This window comes from Sphingobacterium sp. KH_072, from assembly GCF_057837975.1.
Map to the genome: position 1 here is coordinate 2,145,878 of NZ_CM174457.1, position 17,046 is coordinate 2,162,923.

Here is a 17,046-nt window from a genome sequence, read left to right on the forward strand (position 1 = left end):
TATGCGAAACCAAACTTTTAACCCAATTTTACAAACGTATTAACATATTGTAAACATTCATTCACTACTGTAAAATGGAATATAAAATCAAAGAAGCAACGGGCAAACTGGGAATTTTGATACCTGGACTAGGCGCTGTTGCGACTACATTAATTGCCGGAGTCGCTTCGGTAAACAAAGGATTATCTTTACCAATTGGATCAGTTTCTCAAATGAGTCGTATCCGATTAGGGAAGAGAACAGAAGATCGTAATCCATTAATCAAAGATTTCGTGCCCTTGGCAGGCTTGCAAGATATTGTATTTGGTGGTTGGGATCTTTATGCCGACAATGTATTTGAAGCGGCAAGCAAAGCAAAGGTTCTTGAAGCACACCAACTGGATGCCGTAAGAGAAGATTTGGAAAAAATCGTTCCGATGAAAGCCGTATTTAATCGTGATTTCGTCAAAAACCTTGATGGAGATCATGTAAAAACCCAGACTACGCATCGCGAATTGATCGAAGCGCTTCGTGAAGACATCAGAACATTCAAATCTACAAATGATCTAGATCGCGTAGTGATCGTTTGGTGTGGATCGACGGAAAAATACATCGATGCAGAAGAAATCTTTACGGAACTTCCGAAGTTAGAACAGGCGTTAGACAGCAACGACGAGCGTATCCCACCTAGTATGTTGTATTGTTATGCAGCTATTCAAGAAGGTGTTCCGTTTGTCAATGGTGCTCCAAATTTAACTTGTGATGCCCCAGCTATCGTAGAACTAACGTTAGAAAATAATGTTGCCATTGCAGGAAAAGACTTTAAAACCGGACAAACCCTCATGAAAACCATCGTAGCGCCTGGGTTGCAAGCGCGTGCATTGGGCGTAGAAGGTTGGTTCTCTACCAATATTTTAGGCAATCGTGATGGCCTCGTATTAGACGATCCAGATAACTTTAAGACCAAAGAAGTATCTAAATTATCGGTTTTAGAAGAAATATTAGATGCGAAAAAAAATCCAGAGCTTTATGGCGATCTTTACCACAAAGTCCGTATCAACTACTACCCGCCCCACGGTGACAACAAAGAATCTTGGGACAATATTGATATTTTTGGCTGGATGGGCTATAAGATGCAGATCAAAATCAACTTTCTGTGTCGCGACTCGATCTTAGCAGCCCCCGTTGTGCTGGATTTGGCACTTTTTATCGATTTGGCACAGCGTGCTGAAATGTATGGCGTACAAGAATGGTTGTCATTTTACTTAAAATCGCCACAGACTGCACCAGATCTTCCAGCAGAGCATGATATCTTTAAGCAGTTGATGAAGCTTCAGAATACCTTGAGACATATTAAGGGCGAAGATCTCATTACGCACTTGGGATTGGATTACTATCAAGAATTGATAGAAAGCATTCAGTAAGACTACTGCATAAATACATATTAGGAAGGCGAAACAGATGGATTTAGAACAAATATGTTTCGTCTTCCTTAGTTATAAACTTAACCAATAAAGAAAAGCCAAATGGAATTTGCCATTATAGCTGCCGGTCAAGGATCGAGGTTAAAAAATGAAGGTATCAAACTATCAAAACCCCTCCTTCCGATCTGTGGCATAGCTATGATCGAACGACTAATTAGGATCTTTACCAAGAATGACGCCGCTCGTGTACACGTCATCGTAAATAGCGCATCCGTTGACTTACGGGATTTTCTGGCGAACAATGATTTTGGAGTTCCTATACATAGTTATGTATTTGACACCGAAAGTTCATTGCATAGCTTAGGTGAACTATTGAAAGCCAATCCATCTTGGACAGAATGTGTGGTAACCACGACAGATACCATTTTTTCGGAACGTGAGTTTGCCATCTATATCACGCAGTTTAGAGAAAGAAAGTCGGTAGATGCGTATATGGGAGTTACCTCTTTTATAGACGACGAAAGCCCACTGTATATTACGATGGATCAGTCCAATAAGATTGAACTTTTCTCCGACGAACGAATGCAAAACAGCGAATTGGTATCTGGTGGCATCTACGGATTGCGCGTGCGTGCAGCGCAGGTTGCACATGAACAGATTCAACTCGGACAAAGTAGAATGCGAAATTATCAACGAAGTCTTTTAGAAAAATCACTTGTCGTGGAAGGTCATATCTTCAACAAGATCGTGGATGTTGATCATCTATCCGACCAAAAACAAGCCGAGGCTTATCTGATGAAAATTGGCGAATGTGGCAAAAATTAAGATGAATATACTAGCAATAAATAGAAGGAAAAACTTCTCTCCTAACCACATTGGCAATGATGCCGCAATAATGCGCCTAGTTTGCGATGAATTGATGTCCTTCGGTGCTGCTGTTAGATTATGCGATGAAGAATCTTTTATGCAAATGGGCATTTCTGATATCGATGGTATTATCAGCATGGGGCGCAGTAGACCTTTATTACTACGCTTACAGCAATTGGAAGATAGCGGAATGCCGATCTTTAATTCTCCGTATAGCATCCGAAATTGCTTCCGAAAAAATATGACGGATCAACTTTTGGCTGATGGTATTCCCTACCCAGCAAGTGTCGTACAACAAACACATCAGCCGTTATCCAATGATGCATTATCACTGGCTGACGATGGTTTGTGGATCAAACGTGGGGATTTTCATGCAATCCACAAAGAAGATGTGACATTTGCAGCCACCATTGCGCAAGCGCAAAATATTATTGAAGAATATGCCTTGCGGAATATCAAAGAAGCGGTCATATCTCGTCATCTGCGCGGTGACCTCGTTAAATTTTATGCCGTGCGGGGCACGTCGTTTTTTTACAGTTTTTATCCTTACGAAGTAAAACATCATAAATACGAGGAATACGAACAAATTAATGGCCATACGAATCACTATAATTATGATGCCGAACTGCTTCAACAATTGGCCGAACGTTCGGCCGAAGTTTTAGGCGTGGAGATATACGGTGGAGATGCTATTATCGGAAAAGATGGTAGCATACATATCATAGATCTAAACGACTGGCCAAGTTTTGCGCCATGCAGAGAAGAGGCTGCAAAAGTCATCGCCCATTTCTTATTTAAGAAACTAACTACCCAGAATGGAACAAAAAAATCGGCAGCCTTTAGTGGAAAATCATAACATCGACCAACCTATCGAGTCCGAATTCGAGCAATCACTCAAATCTTCCGATACCGAAGAACGCATTGATATCTGGTTTTATCGTCCAATTGGACTGTTCATCGCCAAAATATGTGCACGTGCAGGCATTAGCCCCAACGCCGTCACCATCACCAGTATTTTCATCGGCGTTGCGGCTGGTATACTCTTTTACTATCAAGATCTCTGGATCAATATCATCGGCATGTTGCTGCTCGTATTTGCCAATTCTTTGGATTCTGCGGATGGGCAACTGGCGCGATTGACCAACCAGAAAAGTCGCTTCGGACGGATTCTCGACGGCTTCGCCGGCGATTTTTGGTTTGCCGCCATTCATATTGCGTTATGCCTTCGGCTGATGGATCAAGGCTGGTCTGCCTGGATCTGGGTACCGGGAGTTTTGGCTGGTGTAGCACACGTTTTCCAATCGGCGATGGCCGATTATTACCGAAACGTACACTTGTTTTTCATCAAAGGCGAGCAGGGCAGTGAATTGGATAGTGTACGCGATCTGCAAGCCGAATTTGATTCTTTGAATTGGAAACAACACACTTTTTCGAAGTTTGTGCTAAATGGATACATCGGCTATACACGAATGCAGGAACGCCTTTCGCCTTGGTTGCAGCACTTGCTGACGGTGATTAAAAGATATAAAAACGGTTTGCCGCTGAACCTAATTAGAGATTTCAGAACACAAAACCAACCTCTGATGAAATACACGAATATCGTGCAGTTCAACACGCGCGTAATCTTTCTATTCCTATGGATTTTTATCGATCAGGTTTGGCTATATTTTGTGTTTGATATTTTGGTGCTTACGCCCATTCTCATGTACATGGTGTATAGACAAGAGCGCGTGAGCAAACATTTTTGGTCAGCGATCGAACACAAAAGCATTTATGAGCACGAAAACGCTTTATAAAGTTATATTTATCCTACTGGGCATCGGTAGCTTGATCTACATGGTGTACGCACTGGGGATCGAGAATATTTGGGCGAATTTGCAGCAAACAGGGATTTGGTTTGTACCGGTTTTATTTAGCTGGTTTGTCATTTATTTTCTGAATGCGCTGGCCTTTCGCGACATTATTCGAGAAAAGAACAACGAAGGTGCTAAGATAGGTTTTGGCCGGATCTTTCAGCTCACGATTTCTGGTTATGCGATCAACTATATTACGCCTTTTGTAGCGCTTGGTGGTGAGCCGTATCGCATCATGTCACTGACGCCTTCGCTCGGTCAAGCAAAAGCCAGCTCATCTGTATTGCTCTATGGTATGATGCACATCCTTTCGCATCTCCTATTTTGGGTATTATCTATCGGCATTATCATCTTCTATCTGCCCGTCAGTCCAACCGTTATCGCAACCTGTGCGATAATCATTGCGTTAGCTGGTGGATTACTCATATGGGTATCCCGAATTTCTAAAAACGGCATCCTGAGCAGTGTATTTCGTACTTTAGCAAAATTGCCCTTAATGGGCAAAGCGGCAGCCCGTATGCAGCAGAAGAATAAGACACTTTTTAAAGAGATCGATGTGCAGCTCAATGATTTGTATCTGCATCGAAAAACCCGATTTTATTCCTCCCTTTTTTGGGAACTTTTGGCAAGAGTGATTGGATGCATCGAGATTTATCTGATTGCGCGAGCGCTGGGTTTGGAGATGGATTATATTCAGGCTATTATCGTGAGTTCGGGTTCTTCCCTATTTGCTAATTTGATATTCTTCTTCCCCATGCAACTGGGCACGCGCGAAGGAGGAATGGCATTGGCCATGTCTGTTGTGGGCTTTTCGGCCAGCGCTGGTGTATTTATTGGTTTGGCTACCCGTATCAGAGAGTTAATTTGGATTGTTATCGGATTGCTACTTACTTTACTGGTAAAAAATAAAACCGCTCCACGTGATGTGGAAGAAAATCTCAAAGAACTATCACATGAAAAATAATATTAAAGGTCTGCTTTTCGATTTCGGTGGCACCTTGGATTCTAAAGGAGATCATTGGTCAACCATCTTATGGGATCTCTACGTAAGATTGGACACAAAGGTGCCGCAAGATGTATTTTATCAAGCTTATGTACATACAGAACGCAAAGCAGCACTAGAAAAAATAATCCTACCTGATTTCAACATGGAACAGGTACTCCTAGCCAAAGTGGCGGCACAATTTGAGTTTTTGAAAGAACTAAACTACAGCTTAGAGGAGGATCTGATCGCTCAAATTGCCACAGGTGGATACGATTTTGCTAAGCAACATGTGGAAAAAGCCAAAATCGTCTTATCCTTGCTCTCGAATAAAATCCCGATGGTGATGGTGTCCAACTTTTATGGTAATTTACAGACTGTACTCGAAGACTATAGAATCGATCATTTCTTCGATACCGTTATCGAATCGGCAATAGTGGGCGTACGTAAACCTGATCCTCAGATTTATCAATTAGGTATTGAAGCTATAAAGTTGGAAGCAAAGGAATGCTTGGTAATTGGCGATTCGCTATCCAAAGATATTGAGCCGGGAAATAGCTGCGGTTGCCAAACTGCTTGGCTCAAAGGCAATAGCTTGGAGCAGGAAATAGATTCGGACATAAAGCCTACCCATACGATTTCAGATATAAGTGAGGTCTTGGATATTGTTTTTGAGGACAGCAGTCGAGCAAAAACTGATAATAATCGCGCGTAAATAGACCTTGATATCTACCACTACATTATGAAAATAAAAGCATTACATCATATTGCCATCATTGCTTCGGATTATGAAAAATCTAAGGATTTTTATACACAGATCCTAGGATTTGATATCGTACGAGAGGTTTACCGCGCTGAGCGACAATCTTATAAATTGGATTTGTCAATTAATGGTCAATACCTTATTGAGCTTTTCTCTTTTCCCAATCCTCCAGCACGACCAAGCAGACCAGAAGCAACCGGATTACGTCATATCGCGTTTGAGGTGAGTGACATAGCGGAATCTATCGTTTATCTGAACAGTAAGAACGTAGAAACTGAACCTATCCGTGTCGATGAGTTTACGGGCAAGAAATTCACTTTTTTTAGTGATCCAGATGATTTGCCGATAGAGATTTACGAAGGATAGTTCACAGCGGTACTTTTGCACAGGCAAAGTCCTATATTTGGACTAACTTTGATCAGTATGCTTTGCGATATGATTTAAAATAAATGTCGTACGTTCGCTTACTGATGTATTTGGCACCTCTACAACCTGATGACCAAAAGCCAAATAAGTGTCTTTCATATGTTGAAAGGTGGCTACGGCTTCTTCCCAATCCTGCTTACGTTCTTCATCTGTGTGGTAGATTTCTGGCCAAGGTGGTAAAATGAACACCGAACGAGCGTACTGATATTTTGCTATTTCTAGCAGCGTTCTCTCTGGTATCACAATATTTTGCATACGCATGTAGCAAATTGTATCGATTATTCCGCGGTCGAAGAAATGCAATCGCGTGTCAAAACCATCGAATGCTTTCTTATAGCTTTGTACCGATGCGTCGTACATCATCTGCGCATATTTTTCCTTGTCTTTCCATGGTAGGCCATCTTCTCCTAAATCTATCTGCTCTTTAATAATTCGGCGCGCATCTTCTGCCACAGTAATAAACCCTTGTTTATTTAACTCTTCGATGAGTGCGGTTTTACCTACACCTGGCCCACCTGTTATGATATAGAAATACGTTGATTTCATGGGTTTTTAATAATTTAAATAAAATAAATTTTCTACATTATTGACACTGAAAAGCAAGACGGATTGTCTCTAAAGAATGTCAATGGCTTGTTTTGGAGATAAGATCCGACAAGTTCTAGTGGGAACTAGCACGGATCAAGCCATCGTTGGATAGGTATTTGGAATAAACAGCTATGCTAGACCGTAAAGATGAGAAATAAGGTGCAGAAAACAAGGTGAATTATCATGAGATAACAATTCATCTTGTGATAGCGATAAAATATATTCGTATCTATTAATCATGACAAACTGGAACACGTAAAATATCAGAACCATAGCTATAGAGGTTTAATACAGCACGAGTTTCCCAAACAATAACCTTGCAACCGTTAGTATTTCCTGATGCTGGGGCATCTGCACGAATCAAATCCAGATGGGTATTGATAATTGTGCCTGCGGTGATATTGCGATCTGGTTGCAGGTATTTGATTTTGACATCCAGTAAAATTTTATCATTGAATAACCGGCCATCCCAAGAGATTTCCTGTTGGTTTGTTTGCATAGTGCCAGATACATCGCCTTTATCATCAATAGCGAAACTACCATTTTGAAAGGCTGCCGACCAGCTGTTGCCCGATTGTATTCCGGGCATACCAAAGCTAAAGCCATCTCCGCTAGAAAGATCGCAAGTTAGTGCTAAGGTCACGCTATCGCCCGAAGTCGGAATCACATTAAAAGTCCCTTTTCCATCTACTGAGGGGAATGTTTCGTAACCATGCAAATGCATGACGGATTTTGCCGAACCTGTATATGCTTCCTGTGATACACGCGACACGAAATCATCTTCAGGCATATTTTCACTTCCTTCTTTACTGCAGGAAATTAGCATCCAAGCTAGAACAATCATTATATATGCAATCTTATACATAGGTTTCAGATTAAGATTTAAATATACACCATCATTTGTAACGACTCAATACTGGAAAACCAGTATTTTATGATGTCAGCCCTTCATACAATTTTAGACCTCGACGCAATTGTAACGAGCATCCAGTGAGATAGTTCCTATCAACAATAAATGGTTTAATGCAATATAATTCCCTATATTGGGATAATACTAACATAAACATCTAAAATTAGATTATCACATGATGAACTATACTACCTATTTTTTCAAGATGAGTTACATCATATTTTGCTTGGCGATTTTCGTAGGTTGCTCTGCTGTAAATAAGAGAATCGTTTCTAAAAACAGTTATTCGCAAGATGCCATGAATGAGTACCGCAATGATAGTCTGCAACTCCGCGTGCTATTTTATGGGAATACCTATTTCGGAAATGCCAATATCAAACTATCCGAAATCCGCCGTCTATTCCAGAAACATGTAGGGTATTTCCCACGAAAAGATGTTTTCTTGTGGGGTGAATACCAAGCTGCTCGACAACCTATGTACATACTCGGAACTATTGTTAGCGATATTGACCTCTCCAAATTGAAAAAGGGAACGTCAGATTTTGGGTCTACGTATTACTATTTGATTTCATATCCTAATGATATAACGTTGTCGGAAGCATTTATCCCACTATCTGGCAGTAAATATGTGCATCTGCAAGAGATGGCAATGTATGCACAAAATGATTTGACCGCATCCACACGAGATGCAGAATTAGCTTGGAAAGACATGTTGAAATCTTTGGCCGTTGGTCGCCCCGCGTATGATGAAGCCAAAGGTAATAATAGGGAAGTGACGGATGAGGATCTTTTCGGGATGCAGTAAGCATTTCACATGATCAGAATCATTTGCCAATGTCCACTGTGGCTCAAAAAAACCGATCTCCTGCACGGAGATCGGTCGAACAACACAAATTAAACCACATCAAACGATGATCACCACAAAATCTTCACTTCTACCCCATCTGGGTTATTTTCGAAGCCTAACAAATATGTTTTTGAGCCAGCATCCCAGTTTTTACCATCAAAATTTTCTTGTCCATTCACCAATACGCTTTTAGGCTGTTTTGGTAATAGTACTCTGGAAATATTGGTCGTTTCGACCGAACTTTTGGCTACATAGCTGTAGGCATTTTTAGTCACTCTTTCATCGCTGACACGACTGGCGCCAGCCAATACCTGCGGTCTATTTTTATCTTTCACCAGCTCCACATTGAGGTAATAACCTTGTTCGCTAGGTGCAATGGTGCGCTGCTTATACACAGGTAACTTTGGATCAAACAGATCAATCAACTGTCCTTCCAACGTATAAGAATCGGTACTATTACTTTCGTCCATCACGGCAACTAACTCATACATTCCACGCTGTAGATAAAAATGATTCTTATACTGGAGTTGACTTTTGGTAGCCGCAGTATAGCGCGTTTCCACCGCTTTTACTAAAGGCGTACTTTTTGCTAGAGCGAGCACATATTCTTTCGGATCGTAACGTAGGATATGCACAGCACCTTTTCCATAATTATACACGCCTTCCTTAGCGCCAGCGGCAACGCCCATTTTTTCCATCAAATGATCGGAAGGAGCTGCATAATTTTTGCCATCGGTATTCCACCATTCTTGCACCGTTTGAAATGGATCGTTATCACGTCCGCTGTATACAAGCTGTCCACCTTGCTGCACCCAATCCGCGATTTGTTGATGCGCAATCGCATCTAGCGGTTTCATATTAGCATACGTCATGAGTAGCACCTTCGTGTCTGCCAGCGCAGCGGGATAACCCAAATTTTCAATATGCACCGTCTTTATCGGAACGCCCTTTTTTACGAAAGGCAAGGTCAAACCATAGAAGTTAGCTAGCTGCGGATCGTCGTATCCAGCATGCGTTGGAAATCGCTGAAACATAAGCGAATTGCCCATCAATACGGATATACCAGCGCTTCCCGACAATTTGTTAGCACTTTTTGGCATATGATTTAGTGAATTGACCATCACCTGCATTTGCGTGGCATACGGTTTTGGAATTTTGGCCTTCTCTTCGCTGTCTGCTGAAACACGATACAAACCTTCATAAATGCGCTCTGGCCACGGCATGATCTCATAATCGGAGATATTCGGATAAAGCAATTGCGCCGTGAAAGTCGCCTGATAATTGCGCTTGTAATCGTCCCAATCTTTTGCGCGATCTTCGATAGGATCTGTCAAGAAAAACATTTTTCGCCCCGTCGGCGCCGTCATGGATTCCATTGAACCGTATTCCAGATACGCGGTTTCAAAAACGCGTTCGCGTTCTTTGCCCTCAAAAAAATTAGGCTCGCGCGACGTGCCTGTCCACACCTGCGCAATGTATCCATCGACCACGGGCAAGGAAGCCAAACTCGCTTCTGGCGAGACAATCATCCATTGGGAATAATTCACCAGCGAATGCGTCGGCACATAACATTTCACGTCCATGCCTTTGGTTTTTCCATATTCTTTGGCGAACGTAAATACCTTATCCAATGCATTATAATACAACCAATATTTGAGTTTATTAGAGAGATAGGTGTTCTCCGGCGATTCATGCTGCGGACGCCAGTCGAAACCATAGTACTTCTTCCATTCTCGCTTAAATGCATCGCTGTATCCAGCTCTCGCCCAAAATTCTGGTTCCTCCAAAAAGATCGCATCAATGCCTGCGTCAATTACGGGCTTGATGTGTTCTTCATTCATGTATTGGATAAAATTGTCTGTTGGCACCAGGTATGGCACCATATGTCCATGCCACAATGTATCTTGCTGTTGCGTAACCTGCCCTTCGTCCAAGTGCATTTTGCCATCCCAAGCACCGGTGAAATAATCTTGGTATTCTCCCCATGCGATTCCAGTCATGAAGTGAATGGTATAACCTCGATCCTTCCACGATTTTACACGATCTGGAAATGGCCATTTCTTGCGTTTATCCGAAGGATTTCCTTTCACGCCATAGATCATCACGGCATCAGCGCGGTTATCAATTGTTGGTCGCCATTCGCTAGATGTTTGGAAAGTCGTCTTTACAGCATCTGGTTTTTGCTGCGCACACAGTGGACTGACCGCTGCGAGACAAATTCCGCCAATCAGATACCGGGATTTCGCGCCTATTTTTCGATATATATAATACATTAGTAATAGGTTTTTAGTTCACCAACACTTCTTTAGCTTCATTGTAATTCCAGCGCCGTACGCCACTACCTACAGGCGTGTCATAATTTATCCGCGCTGCCGCGCGAATAAATACCGTCCGACCGGTCGGAATCTGTCCATTCGACGTAACCGTAATGGTTTCGCCAAATAAAGAATTGAACGAATTGCCCGAATAATCGATACGGCTAGACCAACGCTCATCGCGCGCACGATAACCAATACTTGAGGAGTAGCTCACGAAAAACTGAATATCTGTCATATTCAACAGGTTATCGTTGTAATTACCCATGGGTTCTACTTTGGCACGAAAATCGGCTGGATTCAGACCCCGCGTTACACGCACTTGAGCTGTAATCTTACCATTGCTAACGGTTGGCTCTCCTACCCATTCTACTTGCAAAAATGGCTGCACTTCCATGCGTACAGTATGCGTATTCTCCAAATCCATCACGATGCTTTCGTCCGCGATGATGGCGCCATCTGTTCCGCGACGTTGCAAAGGGATAAACGGGCCATCGACGGTGATATGATAATTGCCTTTAAACAGTTTAGTGTTTTGAAATTTCCCGTCGGGCATGCAATAGAAATCTGGATTGTGCTCTACATTGTCGCCCCAGCTCAGCTCGGTCAGGCGAACACGTGTGCCTTCCGATCCTTGATCGGTCAATACGGGCTTGCCGGTTAGTACATCGACCACCTCGCCGTTCAACGTGACATCGGGTGCATCGTAATTATCCAACTCAAAAAAACTGCAAGCGCTATTGCTCATCAATAGGATGATTAACACCAGTCCTATGCTATATTTTATATTTCTTTGTCTCATCTGATTATCGGTTAGGTTGTTGGTCAATCAAAGGGCTTTTGGCTACCTCGCCTCCCGGAATAGAGAAGTAATAATCTATCGGCTGGTAACCAAATGTTTTGGAGGACACCCACTGAAAGCGTGTGTCAAAGAAGTACTTGTCCTCCTGCGTAGAAAAGAAAGGATACAATCCGCGAAAACGATAGTTTTCGTTGTTGCTATACAAGTTTTTGTCACGCGTTTCTCCCCAAAATCCATCACGTGCTTCATAATGGTTAACGCGCCAGCGGCGAATGTCCCACTTTGATTTATGTTCAAAAGCCAATTCTTTTCGACGTTCTTTACGTACGATATCTCGGCTAATATTGTCGGCTGTTAGCGCACCAATCAACAAGCTAGCACCAGCACGTTCTCGGATCTGATTAATGCTTTCTGTCGCGACTTGCAATAAACTACTACCGTCTGGCGATGGTGCGCCAGCTAACTCCAATTCAATAGCTGCTTCTGCTGCTGTGAGTAAGATTTCTGCGTAGCGCATCAGGATAAATGGCTGCGCCGATTTTCCTTCACCCGTTTCAATGTTGGTGGTTGTTTGCAACCATTTACGCACGTACAATCCTGTTAGCGTAGCTTCTCCATTATCGAAAAAAGGTCCATCTTGCCCAGCGGCTGTGATGGTCTGTCCTTGATATTGAAGCGTTTGTTGTCCGTTTCCCTCGCGTGGACTTAAGTACAAGGTTTTGGATGATCCATTAAAGATGGATAAGTTTTGATATCGTTCGTCAGCCGTGTTGTACGCATAATTGGAGAAGAAAGGTTTTATAGGCGTCTCTCCGGTATACACGCCAGCGCGCACTTCAATCTGCCGCGACCGAAATTGGTCAAACGGAAAGATTACGTACGCCCGCAAACGGGGTTCTGCATCTTGGAAAAACTCCATCGGACTATCGTACATGATATAATCGCCCGATGCATTGCTGGTGCCGGTGGTCACGCGAATCCTCCCATCAGGATATCTTGGAAATCCTTCAAAAAGCTCCACAAAATCCAGCGTCGGACAAGTACCTGCAGATAATGGCGCACGAAAAGAAAAGGGCATATTGTACGCATCAAATGCATGTGTGAGCGTTGGAAACAGATAGCGCTTGACATAGATATTTTCCGGACTACTTAGATCAGAAAACATATCGACCATATTCTGATATTGCGCTTGTTTATCACCAGCTATCCAACGGCGACGATACAGTGCATAACCGCCATCTTGCATCACTTGTCGAGCCGCTTTGTACGATTCCTCAAAATAACGCCGCGAAGCGGTTTGCCAACGTGATTCTTCGAATCCAATGACACGCACTTGCGTTTTGCGGCCGACGCCTGTTAAACGACCGGACACCGTTTCATTATATTTTGCTACACTACCGGCGTATAACATGGCTTGTGCTTTAAAAGATAGGGCGACGTATTTGCTGGCATAGCCTTCTTTAGGGCTGCGCTCTTGCAACAATGCAATCGCTTGGTCAAAATCAGCCAATACTTGATCCCAAGTTTCCTCTTCGGTAGCGCGTGCTACTTCGATATCGGCATCATTGGAGGGATATTGAATCACTTTGGTCACCAAAGGAATCCCTCCAAAACGCTTCGCCATCGTATAGAAAACGGTCGCCCGGATATAATAAGCCTCGCCTAAGTAGTGATTATACAATTCATCACTAAAGTTCGCCTGATATTGCGGCAGCGTTTCAATCAGATGATTGGCATCGCGAATTAGCTCAAATGCTTGCCCCCAATAGGCACTGCGCTCTCCGGTGAATGCCGTCGTAATGCCATCTCGATTTACCGCTTCGCCGGTACCATCGATGCCGATGGAATTTAGCCAACCATTATTTTCGAATCCCCACTGACCCATGTATTTAAAATCTTCGAAAGGCATACGGCTATACATCCGCGCCATATAAATATCCATACTGGCCGGCGTATTGAACAATTCATTATCCGTCACAATATTTTTGGGGATAATGTCCAGCTTTACGCAGGATTGGCTGGATGCCGCCAGTGTTGCTATTAATATAAATGGAATAATTCGTTTCATATTTTTTAGTTCTTGGTCTGCTTTACATTAAAAATTTAACGATACGCCCATGGTGTAGGTCTTGTTCAACGGGTACATGCGTCCTAAATCGCTGTCGGGATGCTCTGGATCCACAAATTTGACCGCGGTGATGGTAAACACGTTGTACGTGTTGGCAAAAACGCGAAGACGCATATTTGGATAGCGCGCAAAAGCCGGCAATGTATAGCCCAATTCCAAACTTTTCAGTCGCAAATACGCCGTACTCACCCGATTGAATTCCGAGTTTGGCCTTGGGTATCTTCCGGTGTAACCATAATGTCCTTGCACCCATTCGATAGACGGATCATACGGATCTGCCGTTGGATCTAGCGGATGCCAACGGTCCAGAAATTGCGTCAGCGTACCGCCACCATTGCTTCCCCAAATAGAGTATAACGGTTCTTGATATTGCATCGATCCCAAGGCGGAGCCTTGGAAAAGCATCGATAAGTCGAAGCTTTTGTAGTTTGCTTGGACATTCATACTAAAATTCATCCATGGTGTCTGGTCGAAGGCGAAAGGATGCTCATCCAATCCACTAATCTCACCATCACCGTTCCAATCGAGGTACTTATAATCTCCAGGAAGTTGATCGCGTTCGGTGTAGATTGGATAGGTACGGATATCATTCCAATCCATAAAACGGCCATCGGACACAAAACCAAATTGCTGCCCTTGATAACGCTGATTTAGGTTATCATTGCGCCACCTGTCGTATGAATTACGGTACGGCCCATTTTGTGCTCCAAATAGGTATTTGTTACGTGTAATGGTGGCAATGGCTTTTAGGCTGTAGCCAAAATCACCAATCTGATTACGATGACGAATCTCTAGGTCGATTCCGTAATGCTGATCGCTATTCACATTTTCCAATGGTGCGGTCATCCCGATAATGGTTGGAAAATCGCCACTGCGCCGTTGGAATAAGCCGCTTCTTCTACGATCAAAGTAATCTATGGTGAAGCCGAATTTGCCATTCCACATATCCATATCCAGACCGATATTGAAGGTTCTGGCTTGATACCAAGTTAGCATGCGATTGGCAATCGCTTTTCGAGTTACGCCTGTGACGAATTGATCGCCGAAGAGATAGCCCGGAGCATATTGATTATAATAGCCATTTTCGGCGTTACCACTGGTTGCCGGATAATTATATCCTGCGATCCAACCAAAATCCCAATCTCCCGCCAAATCATCGCCCAGCAAACCATAACTCGCACGTACTTTGAATTGATCTATGAACTTCAATCCGTCTAAAGATTTGAAGAATGGCTCTTCAGAAATACGCCAAGCGGCAGATCCTGATGGGAAGAATCCCCATTGATTCTCTTTCGCAAAGCGAGACGAGCCATCATAACGGAATTGTCCTTCCAGAATATACCGATCACGAAAACTATAATTTAGCCGGCCAAAAGCGGCTTGCTTAGCTTCGTTGTAATAATCGTTAATTCCGCCAGACATCCCCGTCATCTGTCCATCTTCCACACCAGTCAATAAGATATCGGAGCCAAAGGCTAGGTTCTTCATACCGTAGAAGTTGTCGCCATCATTCTTTTGCGTTTCCCAACCCAATAGCGAATTTATCGTATGGCCATTGCCAAAGGAGCGTTCAAAGTTTAAGGTAAACTGACTTAAGATCTGTTGTTTCTCAAAAAACTCTCTGCGCATGCGGTTCGGACTACTCAAATCAAATAATTTCTGATTGTACGTACCTGTAATGGGATCTAAAGCATATTGGTAATATTCACGACGAAACGTGCTGTTGTTATCTCCACAATAATCATAAGATAATAACCCTCTGGCGGTTAACCCCTGCAAGGATTCTGATATGGTGCCGAAATCGAAGTTTAACGCCGCGGAAGATTGAAAAGTCTTCATTTTATTTTTTCGGTAACCTGCAATGTCTGAATAGATCATTGGCACGGTATTTTGCTCCAAACTGATTCCTTCGTAGTTAATCAGCGTTCCTTCTGGATCAGCGAACGCTGGAAATAACATGCCTTGCCCCCAATAGTTGCGAATAATATCGACGGCACTATGATACGGATTGTTTTGCACGTCCGACATGCCCGCCAAATTGAGATCTAATTTTAGACCTTTCGTGATTTCGGTGGTAAGATTAGTTCGCAAATTGAATTTTTGGTAATTCAGATCGCCGCTGCGAAAAAATCCTTCCTGAAAGTTGTAGCCCGCACCAACGTAATATTGGGTTTTTTCGGATCCGCCCGACACGCTCACATCATGCGCAGTTTGCGGAGAAACTTCAGAGAATATCAACGATGTCCAGTCTGAAGAACGGCGCGTTCCGTTTCGAAAATCCTCAAAATCCTTCTCGGTATACACCCAGTTGCCACCATTAATGTTATTCATCGATCGCTCATTGTACAAGGTCATGGCTTCGGCTGCGCTGGCCAAAAATGGCATGTTGGACGGTCTTTGTAAGGTATACGAGCCATTGTAACCCACGGAAACTGTACCTTCTTTTCCTTTGCGTGTGGTCACCAACATCACACCATTGGCCGAACGAACACCGTAAATGGAAGCCGAAGCATCCTTCAGCACCGATACATCTTCGATATCGTTTGGATTGAGGCGTTGAAAATCTTGAATGGACCTTGGAACTCCGTCGATAATAACTAACGGAGCGCCCATACCGCGAATATCAAAATTAGCCCGGTACGCGCCTGGTTCAGCACTTTGTTGCCAAACGCGCACACCGGCAATTCGGCCGGTCAACATGTTTTGTGGATTTTCGTTTCGCGTAGCGCGCATTTCTGTCCCTTTTACGCCGGAAACTGCACCCGTTAAGGTTTGCTTACGCTGCGTGCCGTAACCGACCACCACAACTTCTTCTACACTTTGATCTTCTGCTTCTAAGCTAATGTTGATCGTGGAGCGGTTACCCACTTCAGATTCCGCCGTTTTGAAACCGATAAAACTGTACTGCAAAACGGCATCTGCAGGTACGTTAATAGCATAACGACCTTGTGTATCTGTGCTGGTAGCGATCTGCGGTGTGGAACCTTTCACGACGACTGATACACTGGCTAATGGTTGTCCCTGCGCATTGGAAACCACACCGCGCACAGCGATTTGCGCTCGTGAAAGGAGTGGCAACAGCAAAGCAAACAGGATCAAAACGAGCACTACCTTAGTGGTGCTTTTTCTTGAGATTACCTTCATTGTTAACTGGTTTGTAAT

Annotated in this window: 14 protein-coding genes; 8 read left to right on the forward strand and 6 right to left on the reverse strand. The window is 43.3% G+C overall.

Annotated features, from left to right (window positions below):
* The first annotated feature begins 74 nt into the window (after nt 1-74).
* The 7 genes from AC3IRT_RS09960 to gloA2 all read left to right on the forward strand — a co-directional run bounded on the left by AC3IRT_RS09960 (nt 75) and on the right by gloA2 (nt 6,234).
* Nucleotides 75-1,403 (forward strand): inositol-3-phosphate synthase, encoded by a 1,329-nt coding sequence (locus AC3IRT_RS09960; protein ID WP_489393109.1) that lies wholly within the window; start codon nt 75-77, stop codon nt 1,401-1,403.
* Between the two features lie 102 nt (nt 1,404-1,505).
* Nucleotides 1,506-2,228, forward strand: a complete 723-nt coding sequence (locus AC3IRT_RS09965; RefSeq protein WP_489393110.1) for a nucleotidyltransferase family protein — start codon at nt 1,506-1,508, stop codon at nt 2,226-2,228.
* 1 nt (nt 2,229) lies between these two features.
* Nucleotides 2,230-3,126, forward strand: coding sequence for an ATP-grasp domain-containing protein (locus AC3IRT_RS09970; RefSeq protein ID WP_489393111.1), 897 nt, complete (start codon nt 2,230-2,232; stop codon nt 3,124-3,126).
* Nucleotides 3,086-4,066 (forward strand): CDP-alcohol phosphatidyltransferase family protein, encoded by a 981-nt coding sequence (locus AC3IRT_RS09975; protein WP_489393112.1) that lies wholly within the window; start codon nt 3,086-3,088, stop codon nt 4,064-4,066. The genes AC3IRT_RS09970 and AC3IRT_RS09975 overlap by 41 nt, the downstream gene beginning before the upstream one ends.
* Entirely contained in the window at nt 4,044-5,087 is a 1,044-nt protein-coding gene (locus tag AC3IRT_RS09980; protein ID WP_489393113.1) for a lysylphosphatidylglycerol synthase transmembrane domain-containing protein, read from the forward strand. Before AC3IRT_RS09975 ends, AC3IRT_RS09980 begins: the two co-directional genes overlap by 23 nt.
* Nucleotides 5,077-5,820: an HAD family hydrolase gene (locus AC3IRT_RS09985; RefSeq protein ID WP_489393114.1), complete on the forward strand. Its 744-nt coding sequence runs from the start codon at nt 5,077-5,079 to the stop codon at nt 5,818-5,820. The genes AC3IRT_RS09980 and AC3IRT_RS09985 overlap by 11 nt, the downstream gene beginning before the upstream one ends.
* Before the next feature lie 27 nt (nt 5,821-5,847).
* On the forward strand, nt 5,848-6,234 hold the full coding sequence (gene gloA2, locus AC3IRT_RS09990; RefSeq protein ID WP_489393115.1) for an SMU1112c/YaeR family gloxylase I-like metalloprotein: 387 nt from the start codon (nt 5,848-5,850) through the stop codon (nt 6,232-6,234).
* A gap of 42 nt (nt 6,235-6,276) precedes the next feature.
* Here the strand turns inward: gloA2 and AC3IRT_RS09995 are convergent, their stop codons facing one another.
* Together AC3IRT_RS09995 and AC3IRT_RS10000 are read right to left on the reverse strand one after the other, a co-directional pair.
* Nucleotides 6,277-6,840 carry an AAA family ATPase gene (locus AC3IRT_RS09995; protein WP_489393116.1) on the reverse strand — a complete coding sequence of 188 codons (564 nt, stop codon included), beginning with the start codon at nt 6,838-6,840 and terminating at the stop codon, nt 6,277-6,279.
* Between the two features lie 274 nt (nt 6,841-7,114).
* The gene (locus tag AC3IRT_RS10000; protein WP_489393117.1) at nt 7,115-7,747 is read right to left on the reverse strand and encodes a hypothetical protein; all 633 of its coding nucleotides are present in this window, start codon (nt 7,745-7,747) and stop codon (nt 7,115-7,117) included.
* A gap of 220 nt (nt 7,748-7,967) precedes the next feature.
* On the opposite strand from AC3IRT_RS10000, the gene AC3IRT_RS10005 reads away from it, so the two are divergent.
* Nucleotides 7,968-8,597 carry a hypothetical protein gene (locus AC3IRT_RS10005; RefSeq protein WP_489393118.1) on the forward strand — a complete coding sequence of 210 codons (630 nt, stop codon included), beginning with the start codon at nt 7,968-7,970 and terminating at the stop codon, nt 8,595-8,597.
* A 110-nt stretch (nt 8,598-8,707) separates the two neighbouring features.
* Here the strand turns inward: AC3IRT_RS10005 and AC3IRT_RS10010 are convergent, their stop codons facing one another.
* From AC3IRT_RS10010 to AC3IRT_RS10025, 4 genes are read right to left on the reverse strand one after another with little or no spacing between them, the layout of a single operon-like run.
* Nucleotides 8,708-10,912: a hypothetical protein gene (locus tag AC3IRT_RS10010; RefSeq protein ID WP_489393119.1), complete on the reverse strand. Its 2,205-nt coding sequence runs from the start codon at nt 10,910-10,912 to the stop codon at nt 8,708-8,710.
* 13 nt (nt 10,913-10,925) lie between these two features.
* Nucleotides 10,926-11,756, reverse strand: coding sequence for a DUF3823 domain-containing protein (locus tag AC3IRT_RS10015; RefSeq protein ID WP_489393120.1), 831 nt, complete (start codon nt 11,754-11,756; stop codon nt 10,926-10,928).
* 4 nt (nt 11,757-11,760) lie between these two features.
* On the reverse strand, nt 11,761-13,824 hold the full coding sequence (locus tag AC3IRT_RS10020) for a RagB/SusD family nutrient uptake outer membrane protein (RefSeq protein ID WP_489393121.1): 2,064 nt from the start codon (nt 13,822-13,824) through the stop codon (nt 11,761-11,763).
* Between the two features lie 27 nt (nt 13,825-13,851).
* Nucleotides 13,852-17,028 (reverse strand): SusC/RagA family TonB-linked outer membrane protein, encoded by a 3,177-nt coding sequence (locus AC3IRT_RS10025; RefSeq protein WP_489393122.1) that lies wholly within the window; start codon nt 17,026-17,028, stop codon nt 13,852-13,854.
* Nucleotides 17,029-17,046 lie beyond the last annotated feature (18 nt).